16 protein-coding genes and 4 tRNA genes are annotated in these 19,994 nt (G+C 55.1%); all 20 read left to right on the forward strand.

Features of this window, described 5'->3' with window-relative positions; translation table 11 throughout:
• Positions 1-189: 189 nt before the first annotated feature.
• The 20 genes from birA to rpsJ all read left to right on the forward strand — a co-directional run bounded on the left by birA (position 190) and on the right by rpsJ (position 19,915).
• Positions 190-1,149: a bifunctional biotin--[acetyl-CoA-carboxylase] ligase/biotin operon repressor BirA gene (birA, locus tag ACP7CJ_RS13005; protein ID WP_276195112.1), complete on the forward strand. Its 960-nt coding sequence runs from the start codon at positions 190-192 to the stop codon at positions 1,147-1,149.
• Positions 1,139-1,888: a pantothenate kinase gene (locus tag ACP7CJ_RS13010; RefSeq protein ID WP_276195111.1), complete on the forward strand. Its 750-nt coding sequence runs from the start codon at positions 1,139-1,141 to the stop codon at positions 1,886-1,888. Before birA ends, ACP7CJ_RS13010 begins: the two co-directional genes overlap by 11 nt.
• A 7-nt stretch (positions 1,889-1,895) precedes the next feature.
• Positions 1,896-2,342: a hypothetical protein gene (locus ACP7CJ_RS13015; protein ID WP_247396014.1), complete on the forward strand. Its 447-nt coding sequence runs from the start codon at positions 1,896-1,898 to the stop codon at positions 2,340-2,342.
• 142 nt (positions 2,343-2,484) lie between these two features.
• A tRNA-Tyr gene (locus ACP7CJ_RS13020) sits at positions 2,485-2,569 on the forward strand.
• Positions 2,570-2,593: 24 nt separating this feature from the next.
• Positions 2,594-2,667, forward strand: a tRNA-Gly gene (locus ACP7CJ_RS13025).
• A gap of 26 nt (positions 2,668-2,693) precedes the next feature.
• Positions 2,694-2,769 (forward strand) — tRNA-Thr (locus ACP7CJ_RS13030).
• A 161-nt stretch (positions 2,770-2,930) separates the two neighbouring features.
• Positions 2,931-3,006: transfer RNA gene (locus tag ACP7CJ_RS13035), tRNA-Trp, on the forward strand.
• Positions 3,007-3,051: 45 nt separating this feature from the next.
• A complete protein-coding gene (secE, locus tag ACP7CJ_RS13040; protein WP_003194658.1) occupies positions 3,052-3,420 on the forward strand; it encodes a preprotein translocase subunit SecE in 369 nt (122 codons plus the stop codon).
• A gap of 9 nt (positions 3,421-3,429) precedes the next feature.
• A complete protein-coding gene (nusG, locus tag ACP7CJ_RS13045; RefSeq protein WP_003176436.1) occupies positions 3,430-3,963 on the forward strand; it encodes a transcription termination/antitermination protein NusG in 534 nt (177 codons plus the stop codon).
• Positions 3,964-4,079: 116 nt separating this feature from the next.
• Positions 4,080-4,511 (forward strand): 50S ribosomal protein L11, encoded by a 432-nt coding sequence (rplK, locus tag ACP7CJ_RS13050; protein ID WP_003210097.1) that lies wholly within the window; start codon positions 4,080-4,082, stop codon positions 4,509-4,511.
• The gene (gene rplA, locus ACP7CJ_RS13055; protein ID WP_150642949.1) at positions 4,511-5,206 is read left to right on the forward strand and encodes a 50S ribosomal protein L1; all 696 of its coding nucleotides are present in this window, start codon (positions 4,511-4,513) and stop codon (positions 5,204-5,206) included. Before rplK ends, rplA begins: the two co-directional genes overlap by 1 nt.
• Positions 5,207-5,405: 199 nt before the next feature.
• Positions 5,406-5,906 (forward strand): 50S ribosomal protein L10, encoded by a 501-nt coding sequence (gene rplJ, locus ACP7CJ_RS13060; RefSeq protein WP_276195110.1) that lies wholly within the window; start codon positions 5,406-5,408, stop codon positions 5,904-5,906.
• 78 nt (positions 5,907-5,984) lie between these two features.
• A complete protein-coding gene (gene rplL / locus ACP7CJ_RS13065; RefSeq protein ID WP_276195109.1) occupies positions 5,985-6,350 on the forward strand; it encodes a 50S ribosomal protein L7/L12 in 366 nt (121 codons plus the stop codon).
• Between the two features lie 219 nt (positions 6,351-6,569).
• Positions 6,570-10,643: a DNA-directed RNA polymerase subunit beta gene (gene rpoB, locus ACP7CJ_RS13070; RefSeq protein ID WP_247396018.1), complete on the forward strand. Its 4,074-nt coding sequence runs from the start codon at positions 6,570-6,572 to the stop codon at positions 10,641-10,643.
• Between the two features lie 64 nt (positions 10,644-10,707).
• Positions 10,708-14,907 carry a DNA-directed RNA polymerase subunit beta' gene (gene rpoC, locus ACP7CJ_RS13075; protein ID WP_247396019.1) on the forward strand — a complete coding sequence of 1,400 codons (4,200 nt, stop codon included), beginning with the start codon at positions 10,708-10,710 and terminating at the stop codon, positions 14,905-14,907.
• 217 nt (positions 14,908-15,124) lie between these two features.
• Positions 15,125-15,496, forward strand: coding sequence for a 30S ribosomal protein S12 (gene rpsL, locus ACP7CJ_RS13080; RefSeq protein ID WP_002555494.1), 372 nt, complete (start codon positions 15,125-15,127; stop codon positions 15,494-15,496).
• A gap of 118 nt (positions 15,497-15,614) precedes the next feature.
• A complete protein-coding gene (gene rpsG / locus ACP7CJ_RS13085; protein ID WP_002555493.1) occupies positions 15,615-16,085 on the forward strand; it encodes a 30S ribosomal protein S7 in 471 nt (156 codons plus the stop codon).
• Positions 16,086-16,115: 30 nt separating this feature from the next.
• Positions 16,116-18,221: an elongation factor G gene (gene fusA, locus ACP7CJ_RS13090; protein WP_247396020.1), complete on the forward strand. Its 2,106-nt coding sequence runs from the start codon at positions 16,116-16,118 to the stop codon at positions 18,219-18,221.
• Positions 18,222-18,251: 30 nt separating this feature from the next.
• Positions 18,252-19,445 (forward strand): elongation factor Tu, encoded by a 1,194-nt coding sequence (tuf, locus tag ACP7CJ_RS13095; protein WP_247396021.1) that lies wholly within the window; start codon positions 18,252-18,254, stop codon positions 19,443-19,445.
• 158 nt (positions 19,446-19,603) lie between these two features.
• The gene (rpsJ, locus tag ACP7CJ_RS13100) at positions 19,604-19,915 is read left to right on the forward strand and encodes a 30S ribosomal protein S10 (RefSeq protein WP_003186070.1); all 312 of its coding nucleotides are present in this window, start codon (positions 19,604-19,606) and stop codon (positions 19,913-19,915) included.
• The last annotated feature ends 79 nt before the right edge of the window (positions 19,916-19,994 follow it).

Here is a 19,994-nt window from a genome sequence, read left to right on the forward strand (position 1 = left end):
TGAGAGTAGGTCATCGTCAAGATTAAATTCCAGAACCCCTGTTTGCTTACGCAGACAGGGGTTTTGTTTGTCCGCTCGAAAAGTGCGAAGAGGCTCATCGCGATAGTCTTCAGTGCTAAGGTCCGGCCTTTCTATGCAATGACCCTGCGCATGGCTATCATGCGTGCCTCATTGTGAGGCGATACTTGCATGCTGACGTTGTTAAAACTTCTGAAAGATGGCCGATTCCACTCCGGGGAAGCACTTGGCGCCGCCCTGGGCGTCAGTCGCAGTGCTGTATGGAAGCAGCTTCAGCATCTTGAGGCTGAGTTAAACTTGCCCATCCACAAAGTGCGTGGCAGGGGGTATCAGTTGGCATCGCCGCTGGTGTTCTTGAATGCTGAAGATATTGCGCTGAAGGCGCCTTCATTGGCATGGCCCGTCCACATCTCTGATTCTATTGACTCCACCAATGCTGAGGCCTTGCGCCTTGTCGATGCGGGGTGCGCGGCGCCATTTCTAGTGCTCGCGGAGCAACAAACCGCAGGAAGAGGCCGGCGGGGGCGCAAGTGGGTCAGTCCGTTCGCCCAGAATGTGTATTACAGCCTCGTGCTGCGCATCGAGGGCGGCCTGCGGCAGCTAGAGGGGCTGAGCCTGGTTGTGGGGCTTGCGGTTATGCAGGCCCTGCGTGAGTCGGGGGTGCAAGGGGCTGCCTTGAAATGGCCAAACGACGTCCTGGTGGGGCAGAAAAAAATTTCCGGAATCCTGTTGGAGTTGGTGGGCGATCCTGCTGATATCTGTCACGTTGTTCTCGGGATCGGCATTAACGTGAATATGCAGAAAGCCACTGCAGTTGATCAGCAGTGGACGTCGGTGCAGCTGGAAACGGGCCTTCCTGTGGATCGTAATCTACTTGTGGCGCAGCTGGGTCTGCAGTTGCAAAACTACCTGCAGCGACATACAGCCTCTGGCTTTGCGGCGCTTCAGGAAGAGTGGGAGCAGAATCACCTATGGCAGGACAGGGCGGTGTCCCTCATTGCTGGAGTCAATCGTATTGACGGGGTGGTCCTGGGTGTCGACCGCCAGGGTGCGTTGCGTTTGAGCGTGGATGGTGTTGAAAAAATATTTAGCGGTGGTGAGTTAAGCCTGAGGTTGCGTGATGATTCTTGAGCTCGACTGTGGGAATAGCTTTATCAAATGGCGCGTACTTGAATCGGATCAGGCGAAAGCATCCGCCGAAGGTGTTGTAGGTTCGGATTTCGCATTGATTGAAAGCCTGGCAGCGCTACCTGGGCTGTCGTTGACGCGTTGCCGCTTGGTGAGCGTTCGGGCTTTGGAAGAAACCAATAAGCTCGTCGAGGTGCTGCAAGGCGCTTTCGGTGTTGTCGTATCCTGTGCTGTATCCTCGCGTGAGATGGCCGGAGTGCGCAATGGCTACGAAGACTTCGAGCGTCTTGGTCTTGATCGCTGGTTGGCGATGCTGGGAGGCTTCAAGCTGGCGCCGGGCGCGTGCCTGGTGCTGGATTTTGGTACTGCGGCCACGGCAGATTTCATCGCGGGGAATGGCGAGCACCTGGGAGGCTTCATTTGCCCCGGCATGCCGTTGATGCGCAACCAGTTGCGAACGCACACCCGCAAGATACGCTACGACGACGCGGCTGCTGAGCGTGCCCTGGAGCGGCTTTCCCCTGGGCGCACGACCGCAGAGGCTGTCGAGCGAGGCTGTACGCTGATGCTCAGGGGGTTCGTGTTGACCCAGCTTGAGTTGGCCCGAAGCTACTGGGGTGATGATTTCACCGTATTCCTCACGGGTGGGGATGCTGATCTGGTCACGGATGCCGTACCGCAGGCGCGGTTGGTTCCGGACCTGGTTTTCGTTGGTCTGGCAATGGCGTGTCCTTTGTCCTGAGGTGTTTATGCGTTGGCTGTTTTTACTTTTACTCGTTCTTAATGCCTTCTATTACGTTTGGCATCAGCAAGAGGCTCCGTTGCGCGCCAAGGATGTCACGCCCCTGAGTCTTTATCGTGGCCCTCAGCAGGATATTCGGCTGCTGAGTGAATCCTCGGATTCGGTGTCTCGGCGCGACCGAGCAAAAGCGCCTGACGCGCAGAATACCTGCTTATACATCGGCGGCTTTGCCGACCAGCGTCAGGCACAGTCTGTTGAGCAGCGTCTTACAAGCCTGGATATAAAGGTCAAGGTTCAACTGTTGAGCACGCCTGAGGCATCCGGTTACTGGCTTCGTGTGGCCCCTGAAAGCCGACGCCTGGCTGAGGATCTGCCGTTTGAAAACCTTGCTAAAGAATTCAATGAGTTAAAACATAAAATAATGCTGTGCGAAGGCATTGCAACTCTCGAATAGTTTGCATAGAATGGCGCCCGCTTCGCAGTGAAGACCTTTAAGGTCTACAGCGTGAAGCGAACGTCAACGCAGCTAACCTCATATTTTTAATGAGAAAATGCTTGACAGAAGGTCGGCGTGATGTAGAATGCCGGCTCGCTTAGGAGGGGTTCCCGAGCGGCCAAAGGGATCAGACTGTAAATCTGACGTCTACGACTTCGAAGGTTCGAATCCTTCCCCCTCCACCATTTTTAGCGTGAGCTGCAAGCTCCGCGGGTATAGTTTAGTGGTAGAACCTCAGCCTTCCAAGCTGATGATGCGGGTTCGATTCCCGCTACCCGCTCCAAGTTTGCAGGTTGTGCGGCGTGTTTTGCTCTTGTAGCTCAGTTGGTAGAGCACACCCTTGGTAAGGGTGAGGTCAGCGGTTCAAATCCGCTCAAGAGCTCCATATAACAAGGCAGATATGAAAATATCTGCCTTTGTTTTAACGGCTATCTCGGCTTGATTCTGTTGTAGCTGGCGTTTATGTCAGGTGGTATCAAGTCTCTTGGGGTTTGCTGTTGTAAAGTCTTTTTCAGGCCTGCATAATGGTCGGCCTGATTTTGTTTTAGGTCAGTAGCTCAATTGGCAGAGCGACGGTCTCCAAAACCGTAGGTTGGGGGTTCGATTCCCTCCTGACCTGCCAGATTCACGTGGTGTATCTGGCTTTCTTTTCACAGGATCTTCATAGATGACTCCTAAGGCTGAAGCTCAAAGCTCTCGTTTCGATCTGGTCAAGTGGCTTGCAGTAGTCGCATTGGTGGTCGTAGGCGTTGTTGGCAATCAGTACTATTCTGCTTCGCCGATCCTGTACCGTGTACTCGCTTTGCTCGCCCTTGCTGCTGTAGCTGCCTTTGTAGGCCTGCAGACTGCCAAAGGCAAGTCTTTCGCGGTCTTGGTAAAGGAAGCTCGCACCGAAATTCGTAAAGTCGTTTGGCCGACTCGCCAAGAAACCACGCAGACCACGTTGATTGTTGTGGCTGTTGTTCTGGTTATGGCGTTGCTGTTGTGGGGGCTTGATTCCCTGCTCGGCTGGCTTGTTTCCTTGATTGTTGGCTAAGGGTGTCCCGTGGCTAAGCGTTGGTACGTTGTGCATGCTTACTCGGGTTACGAGAAGCATGTTATGCGCTCTTTGCTAGAGCGCGTAAAGCTGGCAGGCATGGAAGATGGCTTCGGCGAAATTCTGGTTCCCACTGAAGAAGTGGTTGAAATGCGGAATGGTCAGAAGCGCAAGAGTGAACGCAAGTTCTTCCCGGGCTACGTGCTGGTTCAGATGGACATGAATGAAGGTACTTGGCACTTAGTCAAGGATACCCCTCGTGTCATGGGTTTCATTGGTGGTACTGCCGATAAGCCTGCTCCGATCACCGACAAAGAAGCAGAAGCGATTCTGCGTCGTGTTGCTGATGGTAGCGACAAGCCCAAGCCGAAGACGTTGTTCGAGCCGGGTGAGGTTGTTCGTGTTACCGATGGTCCGTTTGCTGATTTCAACGGCACCGTCGAAGAAGTTAACTACGAAAAGAGCCGGATCCAAGTGGCGGTGCTCATTTTCGGACGCTCTACTCCGGTAGAGTTGGAGTTCAGTCAGGTCGAGAAGGTCTAGCTGAGCAAGCATCCCAACCCCGCAGCCTAGGCTGTGGGGTTTTGTCGTCACTGGGATAAACGCGCAAGTAACCGGGGAGCCTTTTGAGGCGTTCGAACCCGTAATTGGAGTGCCTCATGGCCAAGAAGATTACCGCTTACATCAAGCTGCAAGTGAAGGCCGCTCAGGCCAACCCTAGCCCACCCGTCGGTCCAGCTCTGGGTCAGCACGGCGTGAACATCATGGAATTCTGCAAGGCCTTCAACGCCCGTACACAGGGTATTGAGCCAGGTCTGCCGACTCCAGTGATCATCACTGTATACAGCGACCGTAGCTTCACCTTCGAAACCAAGTCGACCCCGGCTTCGGTTCTGTTGAAGAAAGCTGCTGGCCTGACTAGCGGTTCCGCTCGTCCTAACACCGTTAAGGTTGGCACCGTGACTCGTGCTCAGCTGGAAGAAATCGCGAAAACCAAAAACGCGGATCTGACTGCAGCTGATATGGATGCAGCCGTGCGTACCATCGCCGGTTCTGCTCGTAGCATGGGCCTTAACGTGGAGGGTGTGTAATGGCTAAGCTGACCAAACGCCAAAAGGCTATCGCCGGCAAAATCGAAGCAGGCAAGGCCTACAACTTTGTAGACGCTGCTGCACTGCTGACCGAGCTGTCGACTGTCAAGTTCAGCGAGTCTGTTGACATTGCTGTAAACCTGGGTGTTGACCCACGTAAATCCGACCAGGTCGTTCGTAGCGCTACTGTGCTGCCACACGGTACTGGCAAGACTGTACGTGTTGCTGTCTTCACCCAAGGTCCAGCAGCTGAAGCTGCTCTGGCCGCTGGCGCCGATCGCGTTGGCATGGACGACCTGGCTGCCGAAATGAAAGGCGGCGACCTGAACTATGACGTCGTTATTGCTTCCCCGGATGCAATGCGCGTTGTAGGTCAGTTGGGTCAGATCCTTGGTCCACGTGGTCTGATGCCTAACCCGAAAGTCGGCACCGTAACCCCAGACGTAGCTACCGCGGTTAAAAACGCCAAGGCTGGTCAGGTTCGTTATCGCACTGACAAAAACGGCATCATTCACACTTCCGTTGGCAAAGTCGGCTTCGATGCCGTCAAGCTGAAGGAAAACGTTGAAGCCCTGATCGCTGATCTGAAGCGTATCAAGCCAGCTTCTTCGAAAGGCATCTACGTCAAGCGCGTTACCCTGAGCACCACTATGGGCCCAGGTCTGGTCATCGACCAAGGTTCGCTGGACGTATAAGACACACGTTGGCGTGAGCGATCGCGTCAATTGAAAAAATTGGGGTCCCTGCCTGGCGGGGGCTATCCAAGACCGTAGGCGGCGCAAGTCTTAAACCTCAAGCCTACGCAGATGGTGCTCCCGGTTCCTTACCGAATCAGACACCAAAACGACATCCGGCTTCGGCCAGATGAAACGGTAACAAGCAGGAGTTTAACCCGTGGCAATTAATCTCGAAGACAAGAAGGCCATCGTCGCTGAAGTCAACGAGGCTGCCAAAGCTGCTCTGTCCGCTGTCGTGGCTGATGCCCGTGGTGTGACAGTAAGCGCTATGACCGGACTCCGTAAAGAGGCTCGTGAAGCTGGCGTATACGTACGTGTTGTACGTAACACCCTGCTCAAGCGCGCTGTTGCTGACACTGAATACAGTGTCCTCAACGACGTGTTCACCGGCCCGACTCTGATCGCGTTTTCCACAGATCATCCAGGCGCTGCTGCCCGTTTGTTCAAGGAATTTGCCAAGAGTCAGGATAAGTTCGAGATCAAGGCAGCTGCGTTCGAGGGCAAGTTCCTCGCAGCTAACCAAATCGACGTACTGGCAACACTGCCGACCCGTAACGAAGCTATTTCTCAGCTGATGAGCGTGATTCAAGGCGCTACCAGCAAGCTGGCTCGTACTCTGGCTGCAGTTCGCGAGCAAAAAGAAGCTGCCGCAGCCTAAGGCTGAGCATTTTCTCTCGCGTATTTTTGTTTATTTCGATGGCCGCGTAGGCCGTCCCCCAATTCAGGAAATACAGTAATGTCTATCTCCCAAGAAGATATCCTCAACGCCGTAGCTGAAATGTCGGTTCTGCAGGTTGTTGAGCTGATCAAAGCTTTCGAAGAAAAATTCGGCGTTTCCGCTGCCGCTGCTTCCGCCGGTCCAGCTGCTGCTGCTGCCGTTGTTGAAGAGCAAACCGAATTCAACGTCATGCTGCTGGAAGCTGGCGAGAAGAAAGTAAACGTGATCAAGGCCGTTCGTGAACTGACCGGTCTGGGCCTGAAAGAAGCCAAGGCTGTAGTTGACGGCGCTCCTGGCGTTGTTCTGGAAGCTGTGTCGAAAGACGCCGCTGACAAAGCCAAAGCTACTCTGGAAGAAGCAGGCGCTAAAGTCGAGCTGAAGTAAGCATCGACCTTGCGTCTCCAGCCCAAGCGTTAAGCTGAAGGCTGATGGCTGGTGGCTCATGCCACCGGCCTTTTTCCGTTCTTGGCTGTCGACTCGGTCGCCGCCATTAACGCGCTGTAGCCACCCGATGCGGTGGTGCAAACCAAGGGGTTTGCAAGATTTTCTGGCTGCTCCCGTCGGGAGGGCCAAACAAGCAGGTGACCAAGCTGGGGAACGCTGATGGCTTACTCATATACTGAGAAAAAACGTATCCGCAAGGACTTTAGCAAGTTGCCGGACGTCATGGATGTCCCGTACCTTCTGGCTATCCAGCTGGATTCGTATCGTGAATTCTTGCAGGCGGGAGCGACCAAAGATCAGTTCCGCGACGTGGGCCTGCATGCGGCCTTCAAATCCGTTTTCCCGATCATCAGCTACTCCGGCAATGCTGCGCTGGAGTACGTCGGTTATCGCCTGGGCGAACCGGCATTTGATGTCAAAGAATGCGTGTTGCGCGGTGTTACGTACGCCGTACCTTTGCGGGTAAAAGTCCGTCTGATCATTTTCGACAAAGAATCGTCGAACAAAGCGATCAAGGACATCAAAGAGCAAGAAGTCTACATGGGCGAAATCCCACTGATGACTGAAAACGGTACCTTCGTTATCAACGGTACCGAGCGTGTTATCGTTTCCCAGCTGCACCGTTCCCCGGGCGTGTTCTTCGACCACGACCGCGGCAAGACGCACAGCTCCGGCAAGCTCCTGTACTCCGCGCGGATCATTCCGTACCGCGGTTCGTGGTTGGACTTCGAGTTCGACCCGAAAGACTGCGTGTTCGTGCGTATCGACCGTCGTCGCAAGCTGCCGGCCTCCGTGCTGCTGCGCGCGCTCGGCTATACCACTGAGCAAGTGCTGGACGCTTTCTACACCACCAACGTCTTCAGCCTGAAGGATGAAACCCTCAGCCTGGAACTGATTGCTTCGCGTCTGCGTGGTGAAATTGCTGTCCTGGATATCCAGGACGAAAATGGCAAGGTCATCGTTGAAGCTGGCCGCCGTATCACTGCGCGCCACATCAACCAGATCGAAAAGGCCGGTCTCAAGTCGCTGGACGTGCCTCTGGACTACGTCCTGGGTCGCACGACCGCCAAGGTCATCGTTCACCCGGCCACAGGCGAAATCCTGGCTGAGTGCAACACCGAGCTGAACACCGAAATCCTGGCAAAAATCGCCAAGGCTCAGGTTGTTCGCATCGAAACCTTGTACACCAACGATATCGACTGCGGTCCGTTCGTCTCCGACACCCTGAAGATCGACTCCACCAGCAACCAATTGGAAGCGCTGGTCGAGATCTATCGCATGATGCGTCCTGGCGAGCCACCTACCAAAGACGCTGCCGAAACCCTGTTCAACAACCTGTTCTTCAGCCCTGAGCGCTATGACCTGTCTGCGGTCGGCCGGATGAAGTTCAACCGTCGTATCGGTCGTACCGAGATCGAAGGTTCAGGCGTGCTGTGCAAGGAAGACATCGTTGCGGTCCTGAAGACTCTGGTCGACATCCGTAACGGCAAAGGCATCGTCGATGACATCGACCACCTGGGTAACCGTCGTGTTCGCTGCGTAGGCGAAATGGCCGAGAACCAGTTCCGCGTTGGCCTGGTACGTGTTGAGCGTGCGGTCAAAGAGCGTCTGTCGATGGCTGAAAGTGAAGGCCTGATGCCGCAAGACTTGATCAACGCCAAGCCAGTGGCTGCAGCGGTGAAAGAGTTCTTCGGTTCCAGCCAGCTCTCGCAGTTCATGGACCAGAACAACCCGCTCTCCGAGATCACCCACAAGCGCCGTGTATCCGCACTGGGCCCGGGCGGTCTGACCCGTGAACGTGCTGGCTTTGAAGTTCGTGACGTACACCCGACGCACTACGGTCGTGTTTGCCCGATCGAAACGCCGGAAGGTCCGAACATCGGTCTGATCAACTCCCTGGCTGCCTATGCGCGCACCAACCAGTACGGCTTCCTTGAGAGCCCGTACCGTGTGGTTAAAGACGCGCTGGTCACCGACGAGATCGTGTTCCTGTCCGCCATCGAAGAAGCTGATCACGTGATCGCCCAGGCTTCGGCCACGATGAACGACAAGAAAATGCTGATCGACGAGCTGGTAGCTGTTCGTCACTTGAACGAATTCACCGTCAAGGCGCCGGAAGACGTCACCTTGATGGACGTTTCGCCGAAGCAGGTAGTTTCGGTTGCAGCGTCGCTGATCCCGTTCCTGGAACACGATGACGCCAACCGTGCGTTGATGGGTTCCAACATGCAGCGTCAAGCTGTACCGACCCTGCGCGCTGATAAGCCGCTGGTAGGTACCGGCATGGAGCGTAACGTAGCCCGTGACTCCGGCGTTTGCGTCGTGGCCCGTCGTGGCGGCGTGATCGACTCCGTTGATGCCAGCCGTATCGTGGTTCGTGTTGCCGATGACGAAGTTGAAACTGGTGAAGCCGGTGTCGACATCTACAATCTGACCAAATACACCCGCTCGAACCAGAACACCTGCATTAACCAGCGTCCGCTGGTGCGTAAGGGTGATCGTGTTCAGCGTAGCGACATTATGGCCGACGGCCCTTCCACCGATATGGGTGAGCTGGCTCTGGGCCAGAACATGCGCATCGCGTTCATGGCCTGGAACGGTTACAACTTCGAAGACTCCATCTGCTTGTCCGAGCGTGTTGTTCAAGAAGACCGTTTCACCACGATCCACATCCAGGAACTGACCTGCGTGGCGCGTGACACCAAGCTTGGGCCTGAGGAAATCACTGCAGACATCCCGAACGTGGGTGAAGCTGCACTGAACAAGCTGGACGAAGCCGGTATCGTTTACGTAGGTGCTGAAGTTGGCGCAGGCGACATCCTGGTTGGTAAGGTCACTCCGAAAGGCGAGACCCAACTGACTCCGGAAGAGAAGCTGCTGCGTGCCATCTTCGGTGAAAAAGCCAGCGACGTTAAAGACACCTCCCTGCGTGTACCTACCGGTACCAAGGGTACTGTCATCGACGTACAGGTCTTCACCCGCGACGGCGTTGAGCGCGATGCTCGTGCTCTGTCCATCGAGAAGATCCAGCTCGACGAGATCCGCAAGGACCTGAACGAAGAGTTCCGTATCGTTGAAGGCGCGACCTTCGAACGTCTGCGTTCCGCCCTGGTAGGCCGCAAGGCTGAAGGCGGCGCGGGCCTGAAGAAAGGTCAGGACATCACCGACGAAGTACTCGACGGTCTTGAGCACGGCCAGTGGTTCAAACTGCGCATGGCTGAAGACGCTCTGAACGAGCAGCTCGAGAAGGCCCAGGCCTACATCGTTGATCGTCGCCGTCTGCTGGACGACAAGTTCGAAGACAAGAAGCGCAAACTGCAGCAGGGCGATGACCTTGCTCCAGGCGTGCTGAAAATCGTCAAGGTTTACCTGGCAATCCGTCGCCGCATCCAACCGGGCGACAAGATGGCCGGTCGTCACGGTAACAAGGGTGTGGTCTCCGTGATCATGCCGGTTGAAGACATGCCGCACGATGCCAATGGCACCCCGGTCGACGTCGTCCTCAACCCGTTGGGCGTACCTTCGCGTATGAACGTTGGTCAGATCCTTGAAACCCACCTGGGCCTCGCGGCCAAAGGTCTGGGCGAGAAGATCAACCGTATGATCGAAGAGCAGCGCAAGGTTGCTGACCTGCGCAAGTTCCTGCACGAGATCTACAACGAGATCGGCGGCCGCAAAGAAGAGCTGGATACCTTCACCGACCAGGAAATCCTGGATCTGGCGAAGAACCTGCGCGGCGGGGTTCCAATGGCTACCCCGGTGTTCGACGGTGCCAAGGAAAGCGAAATCAAGGCCATGCTAAAACTGGCAGACCTGCCAGAAAGCGGCCAGATGCAGCTGTTCGACGGCCGTACCGGCAACAAGTTCGAGCGCCCGGTTACTGTTGGCTACATGTACATGCTGAAGCTGAACCACTTGGTAGACGACAAGATGCACGCTCGTTCTACCGGTTCGTACAGCCTGGTTACCCAGCAGCCGCTGGGTGGTAAGGCTCAGTTCGGTGGTCAGCGTTTCGGGGAGATGGAGGTCTGGGCACTGGAAGCATACGGTGCTGCTTACACTCTGCAAGAAATGCTCACAGTGAAGTCGGACGATGTGAACGGTCGGACCAAGATGTACAAAAACATCGTGGACGGCGATCACCGTATGGAGCCGGGCATGCCCGAGTCCTTCAACGTGTTGATCAAAGAAATTCGTTCCCTCGGCATCGATATCGATCTGGAAACCGAATAACACGTGACGCGAATCGAGAGCGGGGCTATTTAGCCCGCTCTCTGCTCCGCCAGGAGGAAAGGCCTTGAAAGACCTACTGAATTTGCTGAAAAACCAGGGTCAAGTCGAAGAGTTCGACGCCATCCGTATTGGGCTGGCATCGCCTGAGATGATCCGTTCGTGGTCGTTCGGTGAAGTTAAAAAGCCGGAAACCATCAACTACCGTACGTTCAAACCTGAGCGTGACGGCCTGTTCTGCGCCAAGATCTTTGGCCCGGTAAAGGATTACGAGTGCCTGTGCGGTAAGTACAAGCGCTTGAAGCACCGTGGTGTGATCTGCGAGAAGTGCGGCGTTGAAGTCGCACTGGCCAAGGTTCGTCGTGAGCGCATGGCGCACATCGAACTGGCTTCGCCGGTTGCCCACATCTGGTTCCTGAAATCGCTGCCGTCCCGTATCGGCTTGCTGATGGACATGACCCTGCGTGATATCGAACGCGTTCTCTACTTCGAGAGCTATGTCGTTATCGATCCAGGCATGACCACCCTTGAAAAAGGTCAGCTGCTGAACGACGAGCAGTACTTCGAAGCGCTGGAAGAGTTTGGCGACGATTTCGATGCCCGCATGGGTGCCGAAGCTGTCCGCGAACTGCTGCACGCTATCGACCTGGAGCACGAGATTGGACGTCTGCGTGAAGAAATTCCGCAAACCAACTCCGAAACTAAGATCAAGAAGCTGTCCAAACGTCTGAAGTTGATGGAGGCCTTCCAGGGTTCCGGCAACTTGCCAGAGTGGATGGTGCTGACCGTTCTGCCGGTTCTGCCGCCAGACCTGCGTCCGCTGGTACCGTTGGACGGTGGTCGTTTCGCGACGTCCGACCTCAACGACCTGTACCGCCGCGTGATCAACCGTAACAACCGCTTGAAGCGCCTGCTCGATCTGTCCGCTCCGGACATCATCGTGCGCAACGAAAAGCGTATGTTGCAAGAAGCCGTCGATGCCCTGCTCGACAACGGTCGTCGTGGCCGCGCTATCACTGGTTCGAACAAGCGTCCTCTGAAATCCTTGGCTGACATGATCAAGGGTAAGCAAGGTCGTTTCCGTCAGAACTTGCTCGGTAAGCGTGTTGACTACTCCGGTCGTTCGGTAATTACCGTAGGCCCGACCCTGCGTCTGCACCAGTGCGGTCTGCCTAAGAAGATGGCTCTCGAGCTGTTCAAGCCGTTCATCTTCGGCAAGCTGGAAATGCGCGGTCTCGCGACCACCATCAAAGCGGCCAAGAAAATGGTCGAGCGCGAACTGCCAGAGGTTTGGGACGTTCTCGCTGAAGTGATTCGCGAACACCCGGTTCTCCTCAACCGTGCACCGACCCTTCACCGTCTGGGTATCCAGGCGTTTGAACCGGTACTGATCGAAGGTAAGGCTATCCAGCTGCACCCGCTGGTCTGTGCTGCGTACAACGCCGACTTCGACGGCGACCAAATGGCCGTGCACGTACCGCTGACACTGGAAGCCCAGTTGGAAGCGCGTGCGTTGATGATGTCGACCAACAACATCCTGTCGCCAGCCAACGGTGAGCCAATCATCGTTCCTTCGCAGGACGTTGTATTGGGTCTGTACTACATGACCCGTGAAGCGATCAACGCCAAGGGCGAAGGTCGTGTATTCGCTGACCTGCAGGAAGTTGACCGTGTGTTCCGTGCCGGCGAAGCCGCACTGCACGCCAAGGTCAAAGTGCGGATTCACGAAACCGTGAACGACCGTGACGGCGGCAGCGTGAGCAATGTCCGTATCGTCGACACCACTGTCGGCCGTGCGCTGTTGTATCAGGTTGTGCCAAAAGGTCTGTCTTACGACGTCGTCAACCTGCCGATGAAGAAAAAGGCGATCTCCAAGCTGATCAACCAGTGCTACCGCGTGGTTGGTCTGAAAGAGACCGTGATTTTCGCTGACCAGTTGATGTACACCGGTTTTGCTTATTCGACCATTTCCGGCGTTTCCATCGGTGTTAACGACTTCGTTATCCCGGATGAAAAAGCCCGCATCATCAGTGCTGCTACTGATGAAGTGAAAGAGATCGAAAGCCAGTACGCCTCCGGCCTGGTAACCCAGGGCGAGAAGTACAACAAAGTGATCGACCTTTGGTCCAAGGCCAACGACGAAGTGTCGAAGGCGATGATGTCTAACCTCTCGAAAGAGAAGGTTATCGACCGTCATGGCGTGGAAGTCGATCAAGAGTCGTTCAACTCGATGTACATGATGGCTGACTCGGGCGCACGGGGTTCTGCTGCGCAGATCCGTCAGCTCGCCGGTATGCGTGGCCTGATGGCCAAGCCGGACGGCTCCATCATCGAAACGCCAATTACTGCGAACTTCCGTGAAGGTTTGAGCGTACTTCAGTACTTCATCTCCACTCACGGTGCTCGTAAAGGTCTGGCGGATACCGCGTTGAAAACCGCGAACTCCGGTTACCTGACTCGTCGTCTGGTAGACGTGGCACAAGATCTGGTTGTAACCGAGATCGATTGCGGCACCGAACACGGTCTGCTGATGACACCGCACATTGAAGGCGGTGACGTTGTAGAGCCGCTGGGTGAGCGCGTATTGGGTCGTGTTATTGCCCGTGACGTATTCAAGCCAGGTACCGAGGAAATTATCGTTCCTGCCGGCACCCTGGTTGACGAGAAGTGGGTCGAGTTCATCGAACTCAACAGCATCGACGAAGTGATCGTTCGCTCGCCGATCAGCTGCGAAACCCGCTTCGGCATTTGCGCCAAGTGCTATGGCCGTGACTTGGCTCGTGGTCACCAGGTGAACATCGGTGAAGCGGTCGGCGTTATCGCTGCCCAGTCCATCGGTGAGCCGGGTACCCAGCTGACCATGCGTACATTCCACATCGGTGGTGCGGCAAGCCGGACCTCCGCAGCCGACAGCGTTCAGGTGAAGAACGGCGGTACTGTCCGCCTGCACAACCTGAAACACGTTGAGCGAGTGGATGGTTGCCTGGTTGCTGTGTCCCGTTCCGGTGAGCTGGCAATCGCTGACGACTACGGTCGTGAGCGTGAGCGTTACAAGCTGCCGTATGGTGCTGTGATTTCGGTTAAAGAAGGTGACAAGGTCGACGCTGGCGCAATCGTGGCCAAGTGGGACCCGCACACTCACCCAATCGTTACCGAAATGAAAGGTACCGTGACCTACGTGGGCATGGAAGAAGGCATCACGATCAAGCGTCAGACTGACGAATTGACCGGTATGACCAACATTGAAGTACTCGACGCGAAAGATCGTCCAGCTGCCGGTAAAGACATCCGTCCTGCCGTGAAGATGGTCGATGACAACGGCAAGGATCTGTTGCTGCCAGGCACTGACGTAATCGCTCAGTACTTCCTGCCAGCCAACGCCCTGGTCGGTGTAGCGGATGGTGCGAAGATCGCGATCGGCGACGTTATCGCGCGTATCCCGCAAGAGACTTCGAAGACCCGTGACATCACCGGTGGTCTGCCGCGTGTTGCCGACTTGTTCGAAGCTCGTCGTCCGAAAGAAGCGTCGATTCTGGCTGAAGTCAGCGGCACCATCGCGTTCGGTAAAGAGACCAAGGGCAAGCGCCGCCTGGTCATTACCCCGAACGACGGTAGCGATCTGTATGAAGAGCTGATTCCGAAGTGGCGTCACCTGAACGTGTTCGAAGGCGAACAGGTAAACCGCGGCGAAGTTATCTCCGACGGTCCTAGCGATCCACACGACATCCTGCGTCTGCTGGGTGTGAGTGCGCTGGCCAAGTACATCGTTAACGAGATCCAGGACGTTTACCGCCTGCAAGGCGTGAAGATCAACGATAAGCACATCGAGACCATCCTGCGTCAGATGCTGCGTAAAGTTGAAATCGCTGAATCCGGCGATTCTACTTTCATCAAGGGCGACCAGATGGAACTGACTCACGTACTGGTAGAGAACGAGCGTCTGGCAGCCGACGAGAAATTTGTTTCCAAATTTACTCGTGTACTGCTGGGTATCACCAAGGCGTCGTTGTCCACTGAATCGTTCATCTCGGCGGCCTCCTTCCAGGAGACCACTCGTGTACTGACCGAAGCAGCGGTAACTGGCAAGCGCGATTACCTGCGCGGCCTGAAAGAAAACGTGGTTGTGGGTCGTCTGATCCCAGCCGGTACCGGTTTGGCTTACCACAGCGAGCGCAAGCGCCGCCGTGAAGCTGACAAGCCGTTGCGCGTAAGCGCCAGTGAAGTGGAAGCTGCACTGACCGAAGCGCTGAACTCAAGCGGTAACTGAGTTCTGCGATAAATAAGTCTGGGCCCTGGCAGCCCCCATTCGTCGGATCGAGGCAGTTTTGCCCCGGTTCGTTGAGAGGGGAGGTCGGGGCCTTGCCTTGACTGGGGACAAGATCCTCTTTAGACTCTTGTACCCCTAAATTTGGCGGGAATTCGTTCCTGCCATTTTGCTTTTCTTGCAAGACAATAGCGTCGCAAGACAACAGTGGAGCTAGTAGATGGCAACTATCAACCAGCTGGTACGTCAGCCGCGTAAGCGTATCGTCGAGAAATCCGACGTGCCTGCGCTGCAGAACTGCCCGCAACGTCGTGGCGTATGCACTCGCGTGTATACCACTACGCCGAAAAAACCTAACTCGGCACTGCGTAAAGTATGCCGTGTGCGTCTGACCAACGGTTTCGAGGTTTCCTCGTACATCGGCGGTGAAGGCCACAACCTGCAAGAGCACAGCGTGGTACTGATCCGCGGCGGTCGTGTAAAAGACTTGCCAGGTGTTCGTTACCACACCGTACGCGGCTCCTTGGATACTTCCGGCGTTAAAGGTCGTAACCAGGGTCGTTCGAAGTACGGTACCAAGAAGCCTAAGTAGTAGCGGCTTTTTGTAAAACTGAATCATCTTATTTTCTGAGTCGATAAGAGTAAGGTCGGAGGCGTCCCGAAAGGGCACCGATTCCGAGCGAACCTGAAGACCGTTTGAGGGCTTATCCATGCCAAGAAGACGCGTAGCAGCCAAGCGCGAAGTGCTTGACGATCCAAAATACGGAAGCCAAATTCTGGCCAAGTTCATGAACCACGTGATGGAAAGCGGCAAAAAAGCCGTTGCCGAGCGTATCGTTTATGGCGCGCTGGAAAAGGTTAAAGAACGCAAGAACAGCGACCCCCTGGAAATCTTCGAGAAAGCTCTCGACGCCATCGCTCCGCTGGTCGAAGTGAAGTCGCGCCGTGTAGGCGGTGCTACTTACCAGGTTCCGGTCGAAGTTCGTCCGTCCCGTCGTAACGCCCTGGCAATGCGCTGGTTGGTAGACTTCGCCCGTAAGCGTGGCGAGAAGTCTATGGCTCTGCGTTTGGCTGGCGAACTGTTGGACGCTGCTGAAGGTAAAGGTGCTGCTGTTAAGAAGCGTGAAGACGTGCACCGTATGGCTGAAGCTAACAAAGCTTTCTCGCACTACCGCTTCTAATTCTAGCTTCACTAATTTTGCGAGGGCTTTATGGCTCGTACTACTCCGATTAGTCGCTACCGTAACATCGGTATCGTCGCTCACGTGGATGCTGGTAAAACCACCACCACCGAGCGCGTCCTTTTTTACACCGGCAAAAGTCACAAGATGGGCGAGGTGCATGACGGCGCCGCGACCACAGACTGGATGGTTCAGGAGCAGGAGCGTGGTATTACCATTACTTCTGCTGCTATTACCGCCTTCTGGAAGGGTTCCGAGAAGCAGTACAAAGATGAGCACCGCTTCAACGTAATCGATACCCCGGGCCACGTAGACTTCACCATTGAAGTTGAGCGTTCCCTGCGTGTACTCGACGGCGCTGTCGTTGTGTTCTGCGGCACCTCGGGTGTTGAGCCTCAGTCGGAAACCGTATGGCGTCAAGCCAACAAATACGGCGTTCCACGTCTTGTTTACGTAAACAAGATGGACCGTGCTGGTGCGAACTTCCTGCGCGTGATCGGTCAGATCAAGCAACGTCTGGGTCACACCCCGGTGCCAATCCAGTTGGCTATCGGTTCCGAAGACAACTTCCAGGGGCAGATCGATCTGCTGGCCATGGAAGCTGTTTACTGGAACGATGCTGACAAAGGTATGGTTCCTCGTCGCGAAGCTATCCCAGCAGACATGCAGGAATTGGCTGACGAGTGGCGCAATAACATGGTTGAAGCTGCGGCCGAAGCCAACGAAGAACTGATGAACAAGTACCTCGAAGGTGAAGAACTCACCAACGCGGAAATCAAGGCCGCTCTGCGTCAGCGTACTATTGCTGGTGAGATCGTCTTGGCTGTTTGCGGTTCTTCCTTCAAGAACAAGGGTGTTCCCCTGGTTCTCGACGCCGTGATCGACTACCTGCCTGCGCCGGTTGATATTCCTGCCATCAAGGGTACTGACCCGGATGACGAGACTATCGAGCTGGAGCGTCATGCAGACGACAGCGAGCCGTTCTCGGCTCTGGCGTTCAAGATCGCTACCGACCCATTCGTGGGTACCCTGACCTTCGTCCGCGTTTACTCGGGCGTGTTGAACTCCGGCGACGGCGTGATCAACTCGGTCAAGGGCAAGAAAGAGCGTGTGGGTCGTATGGTGCAAATGCACGCAAACGCCCGTGAAGAGATCAAGGAAGTGCGCGCTGGTGACATCGCGGCCTTGATCGGCATGAAGGACGTCACCACTGGTGAAACTTTGTGCAACGCTGACAAGCCAATCATCCTGGTTCGCATGGACTTCCCGGAACCGGTTATTTCGGTTGCCGTAGAGCCTAAGACCAAGGATGACCAGGAAAAAATGGGTATTGCTCTGGGCAAACTTGCTCAGGAAGATCCATCTTTCCGCGTCAAGACTGATGAAGAGACTGGTCAAACGATCATCTCCGGCATGGGCGAGTTGCACCTGGACATCCTGGTTGACCGGATGCGCCGTGAGTTCAACGTCGAAGCCAACATCGGTAAGCCTCAGGTTTCCTATCGTGAGCGCATCACGAAGAACTGTGAAATCGAAGGCAAGTTCGTTCGTCAGTCCGGCGGTCGTGGTCAGTTCGGTCACTGCTGGATCCGTTTTGCTCCTGCTGATGAAGGTCAGGAAGGTTTGCAATTCGTGAACGAAGTAGTAGGTGGTGTTGTTCCTAAGGAATACATCCCTGCTATCCAGAAGGGTATCGAAGAGCAGATGAAGAACGGTGTTGTTGCCGGCTATCCGCTGATCGGCCTGAAAGCAACCGTTTTTGACGGTTCTTACCACGACGTCGACTCCAACGAGATGGCGTTCAAGGTGGCTGCTTCCATGGCAACCAAGCAACTGGCCCAGAAGGGCGGTGGTGAGTTGCTTGAGCCAATCATGGCGGTAGAAGTTGTTACACCTGAAGACTATATGGGTGATGTCATGGGCGACCTTAACCGTCGTCGCGGCATGATCTTGGGTATGGAAGACACGGTTTCCGGCAAAGTGATTCGCGCCGAGGTTCCGTTGGGTGAGATGTTCGGTTATGCGACCGACGTTCGCTCCATGTCCCAGGGTCGCGCAAGCTACTCTATGGAATTCAAAAAATACAACACAGCTCCGGCGCACATCGCTGAAACTGTATCCAAAAAACAAGGCTGATTCAGTCCTTTAGGCAAGGAGTTAATTGTCGTGGCTAAAGAAAAATTTGATCGTTCCCTACCGCACGTCAACGTTGGCACTATCGGTCACGTTGACCACGGTAAAACCACTCTGACTGCTGCTCTGACTCGCGTTTGCTCCGAAATTTTCGGTTCTGCAATCGTTGATTTCGATAAAATCGACAGCGCGCCAGAAGAAAAAGCTCGTGGTATCACCATCAACACCGCTCACGTTGAATACAACTCGCTGATCCGTCACTACGCTCACGTTGACTGCCCAGGTCACGCTGACTATGTGAAGAACATGATCACCGGTGCTGCCCAAATGGACGGCGCGATTCTGGTTTGCTCGGCCGCTGATGGTCCGATGCCGCAAACCCGTGAGCACATCCTGCTGTCCCGCCAGGTTGGCGTTCCGTACATCGTGGTTTACCTGAACAAGGCTGACCTGGTAGACGACGCTGAGCTGCTGGAACTGGTTGAGATGGAAGTGCGCGATCTGCTGAGCACTTACGACTTCCCAGGCGACGACACTCCGATCATCATCGGTTCTGCTCGTATGGCTCTGGAAGGCAAAGACGATAACGAAATGGGCACCACGTCCGTTCGTAAACTGGTTGAGACTCTGGACAGCTACATCCCAGATCCAGTTCGTGTTATCGACAAGCCGTTCCTGATGCCAATCGAAGACGTATTCTCGATCTCCGGTCGTGGTACTGTTGTTACCGGTCGTATCGAGCGCGGTATCGTTAAGGTTCAAGATCCACTGGAAATCGTTGGTCTGCGTGACACTACCGTCACCACCTGCACCGGTGTTGAAATGTTCCGTAAGCTGCTCGACGAAGGTCGTGCTGGCGAGAACTGCGGCGTTCTGCTGCGTGGTACCAAGCGTGACGACGTTGAGCGTGGCCAGGTTCTGGTTAAGCCGGGTTCGGTTAAGCCGCACACCAAGTTCGAAGCTGAAGTGTACGTGCTGAGCAAAGAAGAAGGCGGTCGTCACACTCCGTTCTTCAAAGGCTACCGTCCACAGTTCTACTTCCGTACTACTGACGTGACTGGTAACTGCGAACTGCCGGAAGGCGTTGAAATGGTAATGCCAGGCGACAACATCAAAATGGTTGTCACCCTGATCAAAACCATCGCAATGGAAGACGGTCTGCGCTTCGCTATCCGTGAAGGCGGCCGTACCGTTGGTGCTGGCGTTGTAGCTAAAATCATCGAGTAAGCTCTTTTTTGAGTTAGCTTCGAGGTTTTGAGAAAGCCCCCGCTTAGCGGGGGCTTTTTTTATTGGGTTGACACCCATCTGGGGCGTCTATAGAATTGCGCCTCCTTTTAACGGGCGTATTGCGCTCGCTGGGAATAGCAGCCGGAGTCTGAAATCCAATGCAAAATCAGCAAATCCGTATCAGGTTGAAGGCTTTTGACCATCGCCTGATCGACCAATCCACCCAGGAAATCGTGGAAACCGCGAAACGTACTGGTGCACAAGTGCGTGGTCCAATTCCACTGCCTACCCGTAAAGAGCGGTTCACCGTTCTGGTCTCCCCGCACGTCAACAAAGACGCGCGTGACCAGTACGAGATCCGTACTCATAAGCGCGTACTGGACATCGTCCAGCCAACGGATAAAACCGTTGATGCACTTATGAAGCTTGATCTGGCGGCCGGTGTGGAAGTACAGATCAGCCTCGGCTAAGACTTGGGTCTTAGTCGTGTAACGCTCTGAAATGGGCGGCCATAGCGGGTGAAAGCCCCGTACACTCATGAGGTTTACA

This window comes from Pseudomonas sp. PSPC3-2 (assembly GCF_049897085.1).
Classification (GTDB): Bacteria; Pseudomonadota; Gammaproteobacteria; order Pseudomonadales; family Pseudomonadaceae; genus Aquipseudomonas; species Aquipseudomonas paraveronii.

Excerpts from the sequence above, each read along its gene's own strand:
- birA (WP_276195112.1), top strand. The coding sequence starts at position 190 with ATGCTGACGTTGTTAAAACTTCTGAAAGATGGCCGATTCCACTCCGGG.
- ACP7CJ_RS13010 (WP_276195111.1), top strand. The coding sequence starts at position 1,139 with ATGATTCTTGAGCTCGACTGTGGGAATAGCTTTATCAAATGGCGCGTA.
- ACP7CJ_RS13015 (WP_247396014.1), top strand. The coding sequence starts at position 1,896 with ATGCGTTGGCTGTTTTTACTTTTACTCGTTCTTAATGCCTTCTATTAC.
- secE (WP_003194658.1), top strand. The coding sequence starts at position 3,052 with ATGACTCCTAAGGCTGAAGCTCAAAGCTCTCGTTTCGATCTGGTCAAG.
- rplK (WP_003210097.1), top strand. The coding sequence starts at position 4,080 with ATGGCCAAGAAGATTACCGCTTACATCAAGCTGCAAGTGAAGGCCGCT.
- rplA (WP_150642949.1), top strand. The coding sequence starts at position 4,511 with ATGGCTAAGCTGACCAAACGCCAAAAGGCTATCGCCGGCAAAATCGAA.
- rplL (WP_276195109.1), top strand. The coding sequence starts at position 5,985 with ATGTCTATCTCCCAAGAAGATATCCTCAACGCCGTAGCTGAAATGTCG.
- rpoB (WP_247396018.1), top strand. The coding sequence starts at position 6,570 with ATGGCTTACTCATATACTGAGAAAAAACGTATCCGCAAGGACTTTAGC.
- rpsL (WP_002555494.1), top strand. The coding sequence starts at position 15,125 with ATGGCAACTATCAACCAGCTGGTACGTCAGCCGCGTAAGCGTATCGTC.
- rpsG (WP_002555493.1), top strand. The coding sequence starts at position 15,615 with ATGCCAAGAAGACGCGTAGCAGCCAAGCGCGAAGTGCTTGACGATCCA.
- fusA (WP_247396020.1), top strand. The coding sequence starts at position 16,116 with ATGGCTCGTACTACTCCGATTAGTCGCTACCGTAACATCGGTATCGTC.
- rpsJ (WP_003186070.1), top strand. The coding sequence starts at position 19,604 with ATGCAAAATCAGCAAATCCGTATCAGGTTGAAGGCTTTTGACCATCGC.